16 protein-coding genes and 1 pseudogene are annotated in these 18,016 nt (G+C 66.6%); 13 read left to right on the top strand and 4 right to left on the bottom strand.

The window, feature by feature from the left end; all coding sequences use genetic code 11:
* Nucleotides 1-1,238: 1,238 nt before the first annotated feature.
* A pseudogene (locus HP507_RS05140) lies at nt 1,239-1,418 on the bottom strand (methionine synthase); the annotation flags it as partial.
* A 103-nt stretch (nt 1,419-1,521) separates the two neighbouring features.
* Between HP507_RS05140 and HP507_RS05135 the strand changes: the two are divergent.
* From HP507_RS05135 to HP507_RS05110, 6 genes are all read left to right on the top strand, one after another.
* Nucleotides 1,522-1,854: a hypothetical protein gene (locus HP507_RS05135; RefSeq protein ID WP_175350775.1), complete on the top strand. Its 333-nt coding sequence runs from the start codon at nt 1,522-1,524 to the stop codon at nt 1,852-1,854.
* Nucleotides 1,855-1,907: 53 nt separating this feature from the next.
* Entirely contained in the window at nt 1,908-2,507 is a 600-nt protein-coding gene (locus HP507_RS05130; RefSeq protein WP_175350774.1) for a DUF5819 family protein, read from the top strand.
* Nucleotides 2,492-3,475, top strand: a complete 984-nt coding sequence (locus tag HP507_RS05125) for an HTTM domain-containing protein (RefSeq protein ID WP_217508509.1) — start codon at nt 2,492-2,494, stop codon at nt 3,473-3,475. The genes HP507_RS05130 and HP507_RS05125 overlap by 16 nt, the downstream gene beginning before the upstream one ends.
* Nucleotides 3,456-4,292: a serine hydrolase domain-containing protein gene (locus HP507_RS05120; RefSeq protein WP_175350772.1), complete on the top strand. Its 837-nt coding sequence runs from the start codon at nt 3,456-3,458 to the stop codon at nt 4,290-4,292. The genes HP507_RS05125 and HP507_RS05120 overlap by 20 nt, the downstream gene beginning before the upstream one ends.
* A gap of 137 nt (nt 4,293-4,429) precedes the next feature.
* A complete protein-coding gene (locus HP507_RS05115) occupies nt 4,430-4,744 on the top strand; it encodes an SdpI family protein (RefSeq protein ID WP_175350771.1) in 315 nt (104 codons plus the stop codon).
* A 208-nt stretch (nt 4,745-4,952) separates the two neighbouring features.
* A complete protein-coding gene (locus tag HP507_RS05110) occupies nt 4,953-5,717 on the top strand; it encodes a CPBP family intramembrane glutamic endopeptidase (protein ID WP_175350770.1) in 765 nt (254 codons plus the stop codon).
* Between the two features lie 101 nt (nt 5,718-5,818).
* Here HP507_RS05110 and HP507_RS05105 read toward each other — a convergent pair whose 3' ends face one another.
* On the bottom strand, nt 5,819-6,868 hold the full coding sequence (locus tag HP507_RS05105) for a methionine synthase (protein WP_175350769.1): 1,050 nt from the start codon (nt 6,866-6,868) through the stop codon (nt 5,819-5,821).
* A gap of 20 nt (nt 6,869-6,888) precedes the next feature.
* Nucleotides 6,889-7,881, bottom strand: a complete 993-nt coding sequence (locus HP507_RS05100) for a putative oxygenase MesX (protein ID WP_175350768.1) — start codon at nt 7,879-7,881, stop codon at nt 6,889-6,891.
* A 119-nt stretch (nt 7,882-8,000) separates the two neighbouring features.
* Here HP507_RS05100 and HP507_RS05095 point away from each other — a divergent pair, with 119 nt between their 5' ends.
* The gene (locus HP507_RS05095) at nt 8,001-8,942 is read left to right on the top strand and encodes a LysR family transcriptional regulator (RefSeq protein ID WP_175350767.1); all 942 of its coding nucleotides are present in this window, start codon (nt 8,001-8,003) and stop codon (nt 8,940-8,942) included.
* Between the two features lie 381 nt (nt 8,943-9,323).
* Here HP507_RS05095 and HP507_RS05090 read toward each other — a convergent pair whose 3' ends face one another.
* On the bottom strand, nt 9,324-9,968 hold the full coding sequence (locus HP507_RS05090) for a TetR/AcrR family transcriptional regulator (protein ID WP_175350766.1): 645 nt from the start codon (nt 9,966-9,968) through the stop codon (nt 9,324-9,326).
* 169 nt (nt 9,969-10,137) lie between these two features.
* Between HP507_RS05090 and HP507_RS05085 the strand changes: the two genes are divergently transcribed.
* From HP507_RS05085 to HP507_RS05060, 6 genes are all read left to right on the top strand, one after another.
* A complete protein-coding gene (locus HP507_RS05085; RefSeq protein WP_175350765.1) occupies nt 10,138-11,811 on the top strand; it encodes an ABC transporter substrate-binding protein in 1,674 nt (557 codons plus the stop codon).
* Between the two features lie 75 nt (nt 11,812-11,886).
* Nucleotides 11,887-12,711 carry an ABC transporter ATP-binding protein gene (locus HP507_RS05080; RefSeq protein WP_175350764.1) on the top strand — a complete coding sequence of 275 codons (825 nt, stop codon included), beginning with the start codon at nt 11,887-11,889 and terminating at the stop codon, nt 12,709-12,711.
* Nucleotides 12,708-13,520 carry an ABC transporter ATP-binding protein gene (locus tag HP507_RS05075; RefSeq protein ID WP_175350763.1) on the top strand — a complete coding sequence of 271 codons (813 nt, stop codon included), beginning with the start codon at nt 12,708-12,710 and terminating at the stop codon, nt 13,518-13,520. The genes HP507_RS05080 and HP507_RS05075 overlap by 4 nt, the downstream gene beginning before the upstream one ends.
* Complete coding sequence (locus tag HP507_RS05070) at nt 13,517-14,602, top strand: ABC transporter permease (protein WP_175350762.1); 1,086 nt, start codon at nt 13,517-13,519, stop codon at nt 14,600-14,602. Before HP507_RS05075 ends, HP507_RS05070 begins: the two co-directional genes overlap by 4 nt.
* Before the next feature lie 2 nt (nt 14,603-14,604).
* Nucleotides 14,605-15,681 carry an ABC transporter permease gene (locus tag HP507_RS05065; RefSeq protein WP_175350761.1) on the top strand — a complete coding sequence of 359 codons (1,077 nt, stop codon included), beginning with the start codon at nt 14,605-14,607 and terminating at the stop codon, nt 15,679-15,681.
* The gene (locus HP507_RS05060) at nt 15,678-17,930 is read left to right on the top strand and encodes an exo-beta-d-1,3/1,6-glucosidase (protein WP_175350760.1); all 2,253 of its coding nucleotides are present in this window, start codon (nt 15,678-15,680) and stop codon (nt 17,928-17,930) included. Before HP507_RS05065 ends, HP507_RS05060 begins: the two co-directional genes overlap by 4 nt.
* The last annotated feature ends 86 nt before the right edge of the window (nt 17,931-18,016 follow it).

Raw genomic sequence — 18,016 nt, 5'->3', positions numbered from 1 at the left:
CGGCAGAGGGCGCGAGTGGAAGCAACTTGGCCGCTGTGGGTCGTCGGAGGCGCTTTCGTCCTGGTCGGCGTGATCTTCGCAGCAGACCCGGAAGAGAGGCGCGAGTTCTTCGCGCGGCAAGTCCGGTTCCTCCACGGTGATCAAGCTGCGCAGCGATACCGCCGTTTGCCAGTGGGCCTCTTTCGAGCGCTGGCTCTCGCCCTGGTAGGTGTGGGAGTCGTGTTCGGCTGCCTCGCGGCCGGACTGCAATGACGTTTGGTACGGGGCGATCCGAACGGGCGGCATCGGAGCTCGCTGCGGCTCTTGCCGATCAGCAAGCGAGACCCACGAAGAGCGTCGTCCAGCGTCCCGCCAGACGATCGACTACCGTCTCGGACCGAGCCGGTAGGTCGGTGCGTTGACGGAACCGATGGGCGATTGATCCGCCGTCCCGCTGGTCGATCGGCTCTTGAGACAGGCTCTCGTCGCTCTTCTAGCTAGGCAGCGGACGGCACGGATGAGTGGCGGGTGGCGGCCGCCCAGGTACCGGTACCACGGGAGCGCGGTCAAGAAACGCCCGTCTGGTGTTCTGGCCGTGCTCGTGCCGACGCGTGGTTATGGGCGGTAGTCGTCGTGTCCGTCGGGCTTGTTGAGGGGCAACTGTCGAGGCCACTGCCTGCCGTCGGAGCCGGCGAACACACCGATGATGCCGCGGATGATCGCGCTGAAGATCGTTGCTACCCAGCCTCGTTTGCGGGGGTCCTCGAAACCGTCATCGCCGTAGGGGCGGTCGTAGTTCGGATTCGGCGTGGTTCCTCCTACCGCTGATCGTCCATGCTACCGAGGGACCATTTCAGGCCACGGCGGATCAGCTCAGGACGCACTTGAGCTGGCTCTTGCCGTAGTGGCCGTACCAGTGCCACATGCACTGCGGCGAGACTCGCTTTGGAGAGAAGTGGTGTGGAATGGCCGCCGTCCTGGGCCGATGACGAGGACGCACCGGAGCGGTTGGCGCGGGCCAACACGATCGCTACCACTCTGGCCGGCGGGTCGGAGCCAGCAGCGTCTGGTATCTCCCGTCCCCGCTCACGCCCAAGTGGTTCCGTGACGCACGCCGGGCCTGGCGTCACTGAAGTCCGAGCGACGCAGATGTTGGATGTCACTGGACTTTGGGCTCGTCACCTTACTTAAGGTGGAGCTTCACTGCTCAGAGCCTGCTTCCTGGTTCGAGCCTCGGCAACGTTCCTTGTGGTGCTTCAGTCGATCAGTCCTTCGATCCCGTACCCGTAACAGATGTGCACGGCCGTCTCGGCGCGGAGCCCCTCGGCGGCGCGTTCGAGCGCGGCCACGCCCCAGTCCTGCACCTCGTCGTGGAAGACGGTGAAGGCGGGCTCGTCGAACTGGATGATGTCGACGCCGGCGGCTTCGAGCTCCTTTGCTGTAGCGACCGACGGCTCCCTCACGTCATCGCATCCGCGAGGTAGACGACTTCGTCCCCAAACTGGTACACAAGTACATCAACCAACAGATTGGAGTTCGAAGATGAAGTTCAAGGGAAAGTTCGCGGCTTCCGCTGCGGCCGTGGCGGTCGGTGGTGGGTTCCTGCTCGCTGCGCCGGCGCACGCTGCTCCCACGTCCTACGAGCAGTCCAGCGCGATGGCAGAGGTCGTGGCGCACGGTGCGGCGTCGTCGACGTCCGCTGACCCAGAGGAGCGCGGAGTGGTGGGCGTGGCGAAGGCTCTGGCCGCCGGGTTCAAGGCGGCCACTGCACCGCAGGCGGCTGGGAACGTCGCTCGTCTCGCGAGCGTCCTCGGTTTCGCCGCGGAGGCACCGCAGAGCTCGGCGCAGCTCGAGTCTGCCTACTTCGATCGCTGACGGGTCCGAAGGGGCCCGCCCCTACGGCGGGTCCTTTCCCTCCGGAGGGAACAATGCAGAAGACCTTGTTGGCTGCTGCTGGACTGGCAGCCGCGGGAACGTTCGGCGCGTGCGCACTCGTCCTGGCTGGTCCGGTCACGCCGATCAAGTTCGACGTTGGTCCGGTGGCTTCCCTGCTGAACCCACACCTCTCCCAGAACTGGCAGCTCTTCGCGCCGGATCCCATCAGCGACGAGCGCGGCGTCATCGCTCGCATCCGGTGCCAGGGCGAGGAGACGAAGTGGACCGACATCTCTTCGTCCGCCATCGCGCGGACCCAATCGTCGAGGTTCTTCCCGGATCGCGAGAGCCGGATCGTCAGTAATGCGCTCGTTGAGCGCTTCGCGCAGGACGACATCAGCAAGCGACTTGAGACCAGAGGCAAGGAAGACCTCGTGCCCTCCGACGTCAGCACGCAGCGACGTGCAGAGCGGGTGTTGGCTCGCTACGCGGCACACCGGATCCCGTGCCCGTCTCCGCACGACCCTGATGACGGGCCGTCCGCCGTGCAACTCCGGTACGTCGTCCAACCCCTCACGCCGTGGTCGGAGCGCAGCGACGGTTCGGCTCGCGCGGAGCCCCGGACCACGGACTCTGAATGGATCCCCTTGTGATCCGTGCGCTCGGCTGCCGAGTCGGCGTCGTTGCCGACTGGATGGTGGACGCACCTCGTGCGACCACCGCCCTGAGCCTGCTCAGGACGGTGATCGGAGTGGTGTCGGTTGCGCTGTATATCAGGCAGTATGCGTGGCGATCGACGTTCTTCGGCCCGGACGGCGTCTACGGGCTCGACGGCATCCGCGAGTACACGGCGCGGATCGGGACGTGGAGCATCTACGCCGCGTCTGATTCGGTGGTGTTCTTCGAGATCGTCTTCCACATCGGACTGGTGGTCGCGCTGCTCGTGACCTTGGGCGTTGGTGGCCGTCCAGTCCTCGCAGCGCACTACGTGCTCCTCTGGTCGCTCTACATGGCGAACCCGGCGTTCATGGACGGCGGCGATGCCCTGGCAGCGTCAGCAGTGCTCTTCCTCCTGCTGACCAGGTGCTACTCCGCTTTCACCATCGTCGAGAGACGGCGGAAGCGTGAGACAGGCCCATTCGCGTCGGTCCTCAACAACACCGGGCTCCTGTTCCTGGTGACCCAGGTGACGGTCGTCTACCTCATGGCTGGCTTGTACAAGGTGCAGGGCGAGCTCTGGCAAGACGGCACGGCGCTGTACTACATCCTCAACGTCCCGGAGTTCTTCCTTCCGGGGATCACCCCGTTGCTCGTGCAGTCCGATTGGCTGATGGTCATCGGGGCCTACGCCACTGTGTTGACTTCGGTGTTCTTCCCCGTCCTCGTCTTCTTCCGTGCGGGGCGACCCGTGGCCGTGACGGCGATGCTCACCTTCCACTTGGCGATCGCCGTGCTCATGGGCCTGACATCGTTCGCTCTCGTGATGGCCGCGTTCGATCTCCTCTTCGTGAACGCCCATGTCGTGAGCTTCCATCGTCGAGCCCGATCGCTGTGCGGCGGTGCTGCCGCCCGCCTGACGGCCCGTCTGCAGAAAGTGGGACATGGTGCGGAATCCGCTTGAGAGCTCCGGACACTGGCGCGCGAGTCTTCGCGCGGCCGACGGCTGGCGAACCGTCCGTGAGCCCCGCGGGCCGTACGCCACCGCTTCGCTGCTCGAGTGGGGCAGCATCACGAAGGGACTCGTCGGCACGACGGCCTGGCTCACACTCGAGGTCGAGCGGCCGGTCGTGCACTACCTCCCGGGTGTGCCCGACGCCGAGATGACCGTTGCTGACCTCGTCCACCACACCTCCGGGTTGCCGCGGCTTCCGGCCACGATGCGCAACGGCCCGTTCGGCGACCCGTACCGAAAGGCCGTCGGCGTTCCCCTGGAGCCGGCAGCTGCGGTGCCGGTCGCACCCCGCGGCCGCTTCGTGTACTCGAACCTCGGGTACGCGCTCCTCGGCGCAGTGCTCGACGAGGTACACGGCGACTGGTTCGCCGCCGTGCGCCAGCTGGCCCTCGAGCCGGCGGGCATCAGCTCTGCGGCACTCGCACCCGCTCCGGGAGAGTGCGTGGTGCCGAAGCTCTTCGGTCGGGCTATCAGGCCGTGGGTGCTCGGGAAATCATCGTTCGCGGCGGCCGGCGGCGTCTGGTCCACGTTCGACGATCTCTGTCGCTATGCCGACTGGGCGCTCGAGCCTGGCGCTGGGCGCTCTCGCACGGTGAGTTGGCAGCGGGAAGGGGCATCGATCTGGATCAACGGAGAGGTGCGAGCGGCAGGAGCGGTCATTGCCAGTGCGGCAGGAGTCACCGCCGCGGTCCACACGCTCGCGAAGGCTCCGCATGCGGCCGATGCGATCGCCACGGCGCTCATCGAGCAGGAGGTGCGGCGGTAGCGTGACGGCTCACCATCGCGCCGATGGCCATGGCCGGAGCGCCCCTCATCTGCCGCGCGTTGCAGAGCGCTGCCGGCTCCAGCATCAGCATTCAACGGCCAGGCGCGTGCTCGGCCGTTCTGGGAAAGGGATAGAAGATGGTCCTCGTCGAGACGGTTGCTGCGGTGTTGACCGTGGTCTTTGTCGTGTTGCCCGCGCGTGGCGTCATCGGCCGGAACTCGTTCGTCGGTGTTCGCACGCGAGCGACGATGCGAGACGCAGCAACCTGGCGCCGAGGGCACCAGGCTGCTGTCCTACCGACCAGCGTTGCTGCCGGTGGCGTCGTCGCGCTCGGACTGGCCGCCGCTGTGACGGGGCGGACGAACGACGCGTCCGCGGTGATCCTCTGCGCTGCCGTGCTGCTTGCCGGAGGGTTGTGGAGCGTGGCCGCTGCGCGGCGGGCAGTCCGGTAGGCACCTCATGCTTCGCGTTGATGGCCCCGTTGCTCCCCAGCCAGGGGCGGCGAGGGCGCGCTGGACTCCGGTCCTGATCTTCACAGTCCTGGCCTGTGGTCTCGGATGGCTCGTCTGCCTCCCCTTGTGGATCGATCCGGCAGGCTTGGCATCGGCACACGCGTTGTGGGTACTGCCGATGATGATGTTCACACCCTGCGGAGCAGCAGTGATCGTCGTGCTTCAGCAACGTGTTCCGGTGCGGCAGGCTCTCCGACAGCTCGGAGTCGTACCGGTTCGACCCGTCGGGAAGGCCCTGCGCTTCACGCTCGTCGCGATCGTTTTGCTGCCGTTCGTCGTCGTTGCTGGCATCGCAGTCGCCGCGATCCTGCATCTCGTCCGCCTCGACCTAGACACGTTCAGCGGATTCGCCGCGCTGCTTCCCGAAGAAGCTCGCGACATCGCGCCGATCGGAGTACTCGTTCTCGTGCAGGTCGTGTCGATCCCGATCGCTGCGATACCGAACGGGGTACTTGCATTCGGTGAGGAAGTCGGGTGGCGCGGTTTTCTGCTCCCTGCCCTCCGGCCTCTCGGCAACTGGCCCGCCGTGCTGATCACCGGCATTGTGTGGGGCGTTTGGCACAGCCCGATCATCTTGCTGGGCTACAACTTCGATCGTCCAGACCTGTTCGGGGTCTTCCTGATGATCGTCGGAGCCACGGCCGTCGGAACGTTCCTCGGCTGGCTCCGCATCTGGAGTGGATCCCTCTGGCCCGCCGTTCTCGGGCACGGTGCGTTGAACGCAGCGGGCGGTCTCGTGCTGCTGTTCTCCTCTGCGGAATACCCGCCTGACCCCGCCCTCGCGGGCCCGCTCGGCGTGGGGACCTGGATTGCCGCAGCGGTGTTCGCAACGATCGTCATCGCTTGCTCACGTCGATTCGGTGATCGCTCGGACCGCGACCGCGACCGGGTTCGTGGACGCGGCGACGGGTGAAACCAGTACCAACACGACCTGACGGTCGGACGGCAGCCGCGCCTCCAGTCAGGATCGAGAGCCGAGCGCCCTGCCGACGCAACGAACAGGGCGGGCAGTGGCTAGCGCCCGGCCGGGACGGCGGCGCCGGCGAGCTCTGCTCGCACGATGTCCGCGCCCGCGGACAGCGCACTGAGCTTGTCCAGCGCCGCACCCCGCGCCAGGGGAGCCATCCCGCAGTTCGAGCTCGGGATGAGCTTGTCCGCGTCGACGAATTCGAGGGCCCGACGGAGCACCTCCGCGACCTCCTCCGGCGTCTCCACGGTCTCGGTCGCGACGTCGATCGCCCCGAGCATGACCTTCTTCCCGCGGATCAGTTCGACGAGGTCGAGGGGGACGTGGGAGTGGATGCACTCCAGCGAGACGATGTCGATCGACGACTGCTGCAGGAGTGGGAACGACTGCTCGTACTGCCGCCACTCCGCGCCGAGCGTCTCCTTCCACTTGTTGTTCGCCTCGATGCCGTACCCGTAACAGATGTGCACGGCCGTCTCTGCGCGGAGCCCCTCGGCAGCGCGTTCGAGTGCGGCCACGCCCCAGTCCTGCACCTCGTCGTGGAAGACGGTGAAGGCGGGCTCGTCGAACTGGATGATGTCCACGCCGGCGGCTTCGAGCTCCCGTGCTTCTTCGTTGAGGATCGTGGCGAACTCCCACGCCAGCTTCTCGCGGCTCTTGTAGTGCTGGTCGGAGAGCGTGTCGATCATGGTCATCGGGCCGGGGAGCGCCCATTTGATCGGCCGGTCGGTCTGGGCCCGCAGGAACGCGGCGTCCTCGACGAAGACGGGCTGGCGACGGCTCACCGCACCGACGACGGTCGGGACGGCCGCGTCGTACCGGTCACGGATCCGGACGGTCTCCTTGCGCTCGAGGTCGACGCCGTCGAGGTGCTCGATGAACGTCGTCACGAAGTGCTGCCGGGTCTGCTCACCGTCGCTGACGATGTCGATGCCGCGACGCTCCTGCTCGTGGACGGCGGTGCGGAGCGCGTCCTGCTTGCCCTCGGTGAGCGCTGCCCCTTCGAGCTGCCAGGGGGACCAGAGCCGCTCGGGCTCGGCGAGCCAGGACGGTTTCGGCAGGCTACCGACGATCGAGGTGGGCAGAAGAGTGTTCATGCGTGTGAAGGTCCAGTCGGTCAGTGGGTGAGGGCGGTGTGCTCGGAGGCCCACCGTTCGAGGAGCGCCCGGTGCGGCGTCACGAGGTGCTCCTCGGTGTACCGGCCCTGCGTGATCCCGAGTCGGCTGCGCTCCTCCCGGTCGTAGGTGACGGGAGGCGTCGAGAAGTCCGTGTGGTCCAGGGTCGGACGGTACGTGCTCGGCGCGACCGCGTTCGCGCTGTAGATCTCCGGCCGGTAGATCTTCTGGAACGTCTCCATGGTGGCGATCGTGCCGATGAGCTGCAGGTCCGAGTAGTCGCTGACGAGGTCGCCGCGCGTGTAGAACGCGAGCGGCGCCTTCCCGCCCGGCGGCCTGAAGTAGCGCACCTGCATGCCCATCCGCCCGAAGTAGTCGTCGGTGAGCGAGGAGTGCTCGTGCTCGTACTCGGCACCGAGGACCGGGTGGACGGAGCCGGTCTGCCGGTAGGTCTGGCTCGTGGAGACGCTGATGCACACCACAGGTTCCGCGGAGAAGTGGTCCTGGAACGCGGAAGACTCCAGGAACCGCTGGAAGAGCGCCCCGTGCAACTGACCGAAGTCGTCCGGGATGGTGGGCGACGACAGCGACGGCAGCAGGACTGAGAAGTCGTAGTCCCGGAGGTACGACGAGAAATTGTTGCCCAGGATCCCCTGGTGGCGCTCGCCGGTGCGCCGGTCGAGGATCGCGACGTCCAGCATCTCGAGCAGCGGGAAGGACTGAGCCGAGCCCCGGTCCTCGAACTCCATCGTGACCGAGACGATGTCGAGTTCGACGCGGTACCGGTCGCCGTCCGGGTTGTCCAACGCCCCGGAGCGCGACGCGAGGTCGTTGCAGCGACGGTCGATCATGGCGAGCGCGCTGCGGAGGTTCTGCTGGCGGTGCTCGCCGCGCGCCAGGTTGGCGAAGTTCGTGGTCAGCCGGGAGCTGTCCGCGGGGGAGTAGTCCTCGTCGAACCGGGTCCGGGTGATGCTGAAGGTGAGGTCGTTCGCCATGGTCGGCAGTCCGTACGTCGAGCGGCCCGTGGGCACTGTGGAAGGGGTCCCTCGATGATGCCGGGATGTCAGGGCATCGGGTAATCCGGATGAACTATGGGCTGGTATAGCCTCAGCCTATGGGCCGGGTTTCGAACGACATCACGCTGCAGCAGCTGCGGTACTTCATCGAGGTCGCATCGGAGGGCTCGATCAGCGCGGCGGCCGATCTGCTCTACGTCGCGCAGCCGACCCTGTCCGCGGCGATGAAGGACCTCGAGACACGGATCGGGCGCGCCCTCTTCACCCGATCGGCCCGGGGAGTCGTGCTCACCGTCGACGGCGTCGAGTTCCTCGGCTACGCCCGTCAGGTCGTCGAGCAGGTCTCCCTCCTCGAGCAGCGCTACGTCGGGCGGCAGCCGTCGCGTCGTCTGCTCGGGGTGTCGGCCCAGCACTACTCGTTCGCCGTGGAGGCCTTCGTCCGGATGGTCGAAGGAGCGGCGGCGGACGAGTACGAGTTCTCGCTCCGTGAGACGCGCACCTGGGACATCATCGAGGACGTCCGCACGCTGCGGAGTGAGGTGGGCATCCTCTACCGCAACGACTTCAACCGGCAGGTCCTCGGGAAGCTGATGCGAGACGCCGGGGTCGTGTTCACGCCGCTGTTCGTCGCGGAGCCGCACATCTTCGTGGCCCGGCGGAACCCGCTCGCGTCACGGGCACGCGCGACGCTCGCCGACCTCGCGGACCTCCCTCGACTCACGTTCGACCAGGGCGCGAACAACTCCTTCTACCTGGCGGAGGAGATCCTGTCGACGATGTCCAGCAAGCGGGAGATCCGCGTCTCGGACCGGGCGACGATCTTCAACCTGATGATCGGCCTCGGCGGCTACACGATCTCGACCGGTCTCATCAGCGACGACCTCGATCCCGAGATCGTCGCCATCCCCCTCGACGTCGACGAACGCATCGAGATCGGCTGGATCGCCCACGCCTCGGTTCCTCTCACCGTGCAGGCGCAGACGTACCTGGACGAGTTGCGGGCAGTGGTCACCAGCTACGGCGTCGAGCCGCTCGGGTAGGCAGGCGGCAGCCGACGGACGTGTGCTGACTGCGCGCGCGGTGACCAGCCTGGAGGCGCGACATGCGTCCGTCAGGAGGGTCGCGCCTCCAGTCCGTCACGTCGCACCGCGGATGGTGCGGACCGCTGTGGGTGCTGCCGTGCCGGTGCAGCGACCCCTGATCGCGGACTCCGCGTCCGACAGTCGATCGATCCTCGATGCAGCGCTCGGTGCCCGCTGTCCCTCAGTCAGCGTGATTGCCCCGCGGTCAACCGGCGTGTGTGCCTTTCGGGGTGCGCCAGTCTCGTGTCCGCGACCACCTGCGGTGCCGAGCGTCACCACGGAGCCCGACCGCATCGAGCAACGTCGATGCGGTCGTCGGGGCCGCGTCAGCCGCGCTGGTCAGGCGTTGTCCGTGTAGGACGTGACAGGAGCCGTGGGGTGCAACACCGCGTGCACGATTGCCTGGATCGCGAACTCGCTCGCTGCAGCGAGGTCGACTGCTTCCGGATCGAGAAGCCACTGCAGTTGCAGCCCGTCCATCACTGCGAGGATGGACGCCGAGGCGTTGTCGATGGCGTGAGCGTCGGAGACGCCCTCCTGGTCGCAGAGTTCCCGAAACGCCTTGTCGATGTCCGCGCGCAGCGTCTTGTAGCGGTTCTCGAAGTACGCCCGCGCGGGGTGATCGTCGGTGACGGATTCTGCCGAGAGGACCGTGTACACCTGCACGATTCCTGGCCGGAGGCTGTTTCGCAGGCTCGTTCTGACAAGGTGCGCGAACAAGGCCGGTCCGCCCGGCATCTGCTGATCGAACAGGTGCGCCACGTCGTCGCGGTCGCGGAACTCCAACACCTCTCGGAGCAGCGCGTCCTTCGACCCGAAGTGATGCAGCACTCCGGCTCGGGTCATCCCGACCCGCTCCGCGATGTCAGCCAGCGTGCCGTTCGTTGAGCCCTTCGCGCCGAAGGTCTCCATCGCCGCCCGAAGGATGTCCAGTCGTCGTCGCTCGGTCTCCGGGCGCGGGGTGATGCTGCTAGCCGTCGTCATCTTGGCACCAATCTCCCGCAGTGGGTCGGCATGAAGTTACCACGATCGCATCGCCTGCTGTCCGGTCAGTAAGCCGCTTGCTTTCTGGTCAGTAAGTAGGTTACCGTCTGGGCCAGTCACCTGCTCGACAGGTTGCGGAAACAATGTCGTTCCCACGGAAGAAGCGAAGATGCTCAAGAAACACCTGATAGCGGCGACCGCCGTTCTCGCCCTGGGTGCGTTGGCGCTCACTGGTTGTGCCGGCGGCGGGCAGGGCGGCTCGAACGGTTCAGCCAACTCGTCGCTCACCATCGCGAAGCCCGACGGCTCGGCCGTGCTCGCGACGCAGATCAACAATCCGTTCATCAGCACGGGCTCCGGGCAGTCCCTCGGCTACAACCGCATGATCTTCGAACCGCTCGCGATGGTGAACCCGGTCGGCAAGAACGAGACCACCCCGTGGCTGGCGTCCAAGGTGCAGTGGAACAAGGACTTCACGCAGCTGACCGTGACCCCGCGGTCAGGTGTGAAGTGGAGCGACGGGAAGCCCTTCACAGCGGACGACATCGTCTTCACCTACAACCTCATCAAGAACAACCCGGCGCTCGACCTGGCAGGCCTGAAGCTCGCCAGCGTTGCGAAGGACGGGGGCAACGTCGTGCTGAAGTTCACCGAGTCGAAGTTCGTGAAGCAGGGCGACGTCCTCCAGGTGCAGATCGTTCCGGAACACCAGTGGAAGAACATCAAGGACCCGACCAAGGACGCCGTCAAGGACGCCGTCGGAACCGGCCCGTACACGATCTCGACCTTCTCGTCGCAGGGCGTCGTGCTGAAGGCCCGCACCGACTACTGGGGCGGGAAGGTCCCGGTTGCGCAGTTGAAGTACCTCGAGTACAACGACAACACCGGCCTGCTCCGTGGCCTGCAGAACGGTGAGACCGACTGGGCGCAGATCTTCATCACCGACTACAAGAAGAACTACGTCGCCAAGGACAAAGAGCACAACGTCTTCTGGGGCGCGAACATCCTCAGCCCGGACATGATCACCGTCAACACCACGAAGGCGCCGTTCGACAACGTCGCGTTCCGCAAGGCCGTCAACATGGTGGTCGACCGCAAGGCGCAGGCCGAGAAAGCCCGCAGCAACGCCGGTCCCGAGCTCAAGAACGTCACGGGCATCCCGCAGCCGACCGGTGACCAGTACATCGCCGACAAGTACAAGGACTCCGAGTTCACGATCGACGTCGCGGGTGCCAAGAAGGTGCTGACGGACGCCGGATACACCTGGAAGGGCGGCGCCCTGATGGACCCGTCCGGTAAGGCGGTCTCCTTTACCCTGCAGAACCCGCAGGGCTGGAACGACTACGTCACCGGTATCCAGCTCATCGCCACGCAGGTCAAGAAGACCCTCGGTGCTGACGTGAAGGTCGCGACTCCGGACGCGGACACCTGGACTTCGAACATCGCAACCGGAAACTTCGACGCGGCGCTGCACTGGACCGGCTCCGGATCGAACCCGTGGCACATCTACGACGACACGATGAACGGCGCCTACCTCGAGCAGGAGTCCGGCGGGCAGGTGGCGGACAACTTCGGTCGGTACAACAACCCCGAAGCGACCAAGCTCCTCAAGGAGTACGCCGCCGCCTCCGACGAGGCCACCCGCAAGTCGCTGCTCGACCAGATCCAGACGATCTTCGTCGATGACGTGCCGGCCATCCCGATCGGTACGCACCCGCAGCTCGGTGAGTACAACACCCGGAAGTTCACCGGCTGGCCGAGCGAAAGCAACCAGTACGCGACGGCCGACCCGACGCAGCCCTGGGCAGTGCAGGTGCTGATGCAGCTGAAGCCCGTGAAGTAGCACTCACGTCCTCTCGGGGCGGCGCCGAGCATCTCGGTGCCGCCCCTCACTGTTCAGCAGGAAAGCGACAAGACCATGACAGAAACACTCCTTTCCGTGCGCGATTTCTCCGTCGTGTACGACGTGGACCCGCCCGTGCAGGCGGTGAAGAACGTGAACCTCGAAATCGGTCGCGGTGAGATCGTCGGGCTCGCCGGTGAGAGCGGCTGCGGGAAGACCACACTCGCCTACGGCGTCCAGCGCCTGCTCCGTCCGCCGGCCGTCATCACCAGCGGCAACGTGACCTTCCACGACAAGGACGGCACTGACGTCGACCTCAACACCCTCGACGTCGAGCGGATGCGGCGATTCCGCTGGGACAAGATCTCGATGGTGTTCCAGGGCGCGATGAACGCACTCAACCCGGTTGCCACCATCGGGTCGCAGCTCGAGGACGTGTTCGAGGTGCACCGGCCGGATCTGAGCCGCGCCGAGCGACGCCGCGCCACCGTCGAGCTGCTCGAGATCGTGAAGGTCGGCGGACAGCGCAGGCGCTCGTACCCCCACGAACTCTCCGGCGGCATGCGCCAGCGCGTCATGATCGCGATGGCGCTGGCGCTTCGGCCCCAGCTGATGGTCATGGACGAACCGACGACCGCGCTCGACGTGCTCGTCCAGCGCGAGATCCTCCGTCAGATCTCCCAGCTCCGCCATGAGTTCGGGTTCTCGGTCGTCTTCATCACCCACGACCTCCCCCTGCTCCTGGAGATCAGCGACCGCATCGCGATCATGCGCGAGGGCGAAATCGTCGAACTCGCCACCGCAGAGCAGATCTGGAACCGCCCGCAGCACGAGTACACCCAGAGGCTTCTCGCCTCCTTCCCGCGCCTCACCGGTCAGAAAGGGGTGGTTGCACGATGACGACCCTCGAGTTCAGAAACGTCACCAAGGTCTACAACGTCCGGGGCTCCGGGCAGCTGAAGGCATTGGACGACGTCAGCTTCGCCCTCGCGTCCCATCAGACCATCGGTCTGGTCGGGCAGTCCGGTAGCGGCAAGTCGACCATCGCGAAGATCCTCACGCAGCTCGAACGACCCACCAGCGGCACCGTGCTCCTCGACGGCAAGCCGATCCCGACGTTCGGCAAGGGGCTACGCAAGTACCGACAGCAGCTGCGGATGGTGTTCCAGGATCCGTTTGCCTCGCTCAACCCGTACCACTCGATCCGACATCACGTCGAGCGTCCCCTCCGGCTCGACCATGTCGTGCCGTCCGCCGACGTCGACGCTGAAGTGCGGCGCCTGCTCGAACGTGTCCGGCTCGACGCTGACGCCGTCATCGACCGCCGACCCCACGAACTCTCCGGGGGCCAGCGACAACGCGTCGCGATTGCCCGAGCGCTTGCCTCACGACCGGCGTTGCTCGTTGCCGACGAGCCGGTGTCGATGCTCGACGTCTCCATACGTCTCGGTGTCCTCGGGCTGCTCTCCGAACTCCAGCGCGAGGAAGGGCTGGGCGTCCTGTACATCACGCACGACCTCGCCACAGCACGCCACTTCAGCGACGAGATCATGGTCCTCAACCAGGGCCGGGTCGTCGAACGCGGCCCAGCAGACGAAGTCATCTTGAACCCGAAGGACCCGTACACGCGCGAACTGCGCGCCGCATCGCCGGACCCGGAGAAGCACTTCTCGGAGCTCGCGGCGCAGAACGCAGGAGGTGCGCTGTGAGCGCAGACGTCCAGACCCCCGTCGAACAGGCGCCGGTCGACCCCACCCTCGTCGGGACCACCGCCGCGAAAGCGGACGGACAGCGGAGTCGTGTTCCGTGGCGGTTCATCGGTGGCCGAGTGCTGTTCTACGCCTTCACGTTGTGGGCGGCCATCACCCTGAACTTCTTCCTGCCGCGCATGCTCAAGGGCGACGCGGTGCAGGCCTTCATGGCCCGGAGCCAGGGGCAGATCACGCCGGAGGCGGAAAAGGCGCTCCGTGCGCTCTTCGGCCTCGACAAGTCGGTTCCGCTCTGGGAGCAGTACCTGAACTACTGGAACATGCTCCTCCACGGCAACCTCGGCATCTCACTCTCCACCGGTCTCGCTCCGGTGGGAGACGCAATCGCTTCAGCTCTGCCGTGGACCCTCGGCTTGGTCGGCGTTGCAACGATCATCTCGTTCCTCGTCGGTACCGCCCTCGGCGCCGTCATCGGGTGGCGACGCGGCAGCCGCCTCGACGCCTTCGTTCCCGTGACGACGTTCCTCGGGACGGTGCCTTACTTCTGGCTCGGGCTCATCTTCATCGCGGTGTTCTCCACCGCTTTCGGTTGGTTCCCCGCCGGCCACGCATACGAGATCGGGGTGGAACCAGGCTGGAACGGCGACTTCATCGGACAAGTGGTCTCCCACGCGGTCCTGCCTGTCATCACCATCGTCATCGTGTCGCTCGGCGGCTGGGTCCTCGGGATGCGCAACATGATGCTCACCGTGCTCGACGAGGACTACATCACGGTCGCGCAGGCGAAGGGCATGCCCAACCGTTGGGTGCTCTGGAAGTACGCCGCGCGCAACGCGGTGCTCCCGCAGATCCAGAGCTTCGCGCTCGCGATCGGGTTCATCGTCGGCGGCACCCTGGTGATGGAGATGGTCTTCTCCTACCCCGGCATCGGTCTGCTGCTCCTCAACGCCACGAACGCCAAGGACTACGCGCTGATGCAGGGCATCTTCCTCGTCCTGGTGCTCGCCGTCCTCGTCGCGAACGTCATCGCCGACATCGCGTACGCCATCCTCGATCCCCGCACCCGCCAGACGGAGGCCTGATCATGACCAAACCCGCCGAGAAGACCCCCGTCATCATCCAGCCTGTCGGTGCAGGGGCCCCCGAGACCGCCGCGGTCCTGACCGATGGACCGGGGGACCGCGCAACGCATGGTGAGCGGACCTTCCTGTCGCAGCTCCGCGCGTCGCTGGCGATGTTCAGCAATCCGAAGTCCGCGACCGGTCTGATCATCCTCGGAGTGTTCATCCTCGTCGCGATCTTCGCTCCGCTGATCGCGCCGACCGACCCGAACGCGCAGAACCTCAACGCGACCCTGCAGCCACCGTCCTTCCAGCACCTGCTCGGCACCACCCACATCGGGCAGGACGTGTTCAGCCAGCTGGTCTACGGCACCCGCGGCGTACTCGTCGTCGGCTTCCTCGCCACCATCATGGCGACGGTCGTCGCGATCGCCGTCGGCGTCACCGCCGGGTACCTGCGAGGTTGGAAGAGCGAATCGCTGTCCGCACTGTCGAACGTGTTCCTCGTCATCCCCGGCCTGCCGCTGATGATCATCGTCGCCTCGCAGTTCCAGGACCCGCCGCTCTGGATCATCGCCGCCGTACTCGGATTCACCGGCTGGGCGTGGGGCGCCCGAGTGCTCCGCGCGCAGACGATGTCGCTCCGGAACCGGGACTTCATCCAGGCCGCACGAGCGAACGGTGAGCCGCTGCACCGCATCATCCTGGTCGAGATGCTGCCGAACCTCATGGCGATCATCGCGTCCAGCTTCGTCGGCACCATGACCGCCGCCGTGCTCGGCCTCACGACGCTCGCCTTCATCGGCGTGATCCCGGTCTCCAACCTCAACTGGGGGACCATCCTGTTCTGGGCTCAGCAGAACAACGCATTCCCCGACTACTGGTGGTGGTACGTCCCCGCCGGCCTCTGCATCGCGCTGCTCGGCGTGGCACTGTCGCTCATCAACTTCGGCATCGACGAATACGTCAACCCGCGCCTCCGATCGGCAGGCGAACGCGCCCGTCTGATGAAGAGGAAGGGCATGAACGTCCATGCTGCTGTCACGCAGGTGCGGGCGGTCCCCGGTGTCAGCTCCACAGCCAAGGGAAACGACGCATGACCTCCACACTTCCAACCACGACGCCGGCGCTGCCCTACCGTGACGCATCCCTGCCGACCGCGGAACGCGTCGACGACCTCCTCGGACGGATGACCGTCGAGGAAAAAGTCGGGCAGATGCTCCAACTCGACGCCCGCGACGATCTCCGTGACCATGTGCTCCGTCGTCACGTCGGATCCGTTCTGCACACGTCGCCGGAACGCATCGTCGAGGCGAACCGGCTCACCGCCGAGACTCGGCTGCAGATCCCGCTGCTCGTCGGTGAAGACTGCATCCACGGGCACTCCTTCTGGCCAGGTGCGACCATCTACCCGACCCAGCTCGGTATGGCCGCGAGTTGGGACGCCGGGCTCCTCGAGCGGGTCGCTCGCGCGACCGCGGAGGAAGTCGCCGCAACCGGAGTGCACTGGACGTTCTCCCCGGTGCTGTGCATCGCCCGCGATCTGCGGTGGGGGCGCATCAGCGAGACCTTCGGCGAGGACCCGTACCTGATCGGGGAGCTCGCGAGCGCGATGGTCCGTGGCTACCAGGGCGCGGGACTGGCCGACCCGACCGCGATCCTCGCGACGGCGAAACACTTCGCCGGCTACTCGGAGACCCAAGGCGGCCGTGACGCCAGCGAAGCGGACATCTCTCGTCGGAAGCTCCGCAGCTGGTTCCTGCCGCCGTTCGAGCGGGTCGCCCGGGAGGGATGCCGGACGTTCATGCTCGGCTACCAGAGCACCGATGGTGTACCGATCACCGTCAACGACTGGCTGCTCAGCGACGTCCTCCGCGGCGAGTGGGGGTACACCGGCACCCTCATCACCGACTGGGACAACGTCGGCCGGATGGTGTGGGAGCAGCGGGTGCAACCCGACCATGTGCACGCAGCTGCTGCCGCAGTTCGCGCCGGCAACGACATGGTGATGACCACCCCGCTGTTCTTCGAAGGGGCGCTCGAAGCAGTCACGCGAGGGCTCCTCGATGAGGACGCATTCGATGCCGCCGTTGCACGCATCCTCACGTTGAAGTTCGACCTCGGCCTGTTCGAGGACCCCCGGCTGCCGCTCGCCGACCTCGACGCCGTCGTCGGCACGGAGCAGCATGCCGCGCTCAACCTCGAGGTTGCGCGTCGGTCGATCGTGCTGCTCGAGAACGACGGCACCCTGCCGCTCGACGAGTCGGCCCCGCTCCGTGTGGGCGTCGTCGGCCCGCTCGCGGACGACGCCCAGACCCAACTCGGTGACTGGGCCGGCGGATCCGGGCAAGCCGGATGGCTCGACGGACAGCCGCGGGACATGATCAGCACGGTGCTCGACGGGCTCCGAGCGGTCGACGGCTGGTCAGTGCAGCACGCCCGGGGTGCGGACATCCTGACGCTGCAGGACGACCCGCGCGGCCCGCTGTTCGAGGACGGTCAGCCACGCCCCCGCGTCGTCGTGCCGCGCCCCCCGGACCAACCGCTTCTCGACGAGGCCGTCGACATCGCTGAGGCCTCGGACGTCGTCGTCGCGGTCGTCGGCGACCGGATCGAACTCGTCGGCGAGGGTCGCTCGACGGCCACGCTGGAGCTGATCGGCGGGCAGAACGCGCTCCTCGACGCGGTCATCGCGACGGGGAAGCCCGTCGTCGTGGTGCTGCTCGCGTCGAAGCCGCTCGTACTGCCACGATCGGTTTCCCGCGCGGCCGCGGTGGTGTGGGCCGCGAATCCCGGCATGCTCGGAGGGCAGGCGCTCGCGGAGCTCCTGGCCGGACGGGTTGAGCCTTCCGGCCGACTCCCGATCTCGTTCGCTCGGCACGCCGGACAGCAGCCGACGTACTACAACCAGGTCCGAGGGCAGCACGGCGACCGGTACGCCGACCTCGTTCAAACGCCGGCTTGGGCGTTCGGCGAAGGGCTGTCGTACACGACCGTCGAGTACTCCGACGTGCGCCTGGAACGGACGGAACTCGCCGTGGACGACACCATCGTCGCCGAGGTGACGCTCCGCAACACGGGCAGCAGGCCGAGCCTGGAGACAGTGCAGGTCTACGTCCGCGACGTGGTCACGAGCGTGAGCTGGGCTGACCAGGAGCTGAAGGGTCACCTGCAGGTCCACGTTGCACCAGGACAGGCGGAGACGGTCCGGCTCGAACTGCCGGCGTCGGTGTGCTCGATCGTCGATGCGGCCGGCGTGCGACGAGTCGAGCCAGGGGAGTTCGAGCTCCTCGTCGGATCGTCCTCGCGGAAGGAACACCTGCTCGCGGCGCCGTTCGTGCTGCGCTGACCGTCGCGCTTGCCTCACCGCCCTGTGGCCCCGCCCATGTGAATGGGTGGGGCCACCGGTCTTCCCGGAACGAAACGACGCGGTCG

Source organism: Curtobacterium pusillum (assembly GCF_013359865.1).
Taxonomy (GTDB): domain Bacteria; phylum Actinomycetota; class Actinomycetes; order Actinomycetales; family Microbacteriaceae; genus Curtobacterium; species Curtobacterium pusillum.
This window is presented reverse-complemented; position numbering and strand designations above follow the sequence as displayed.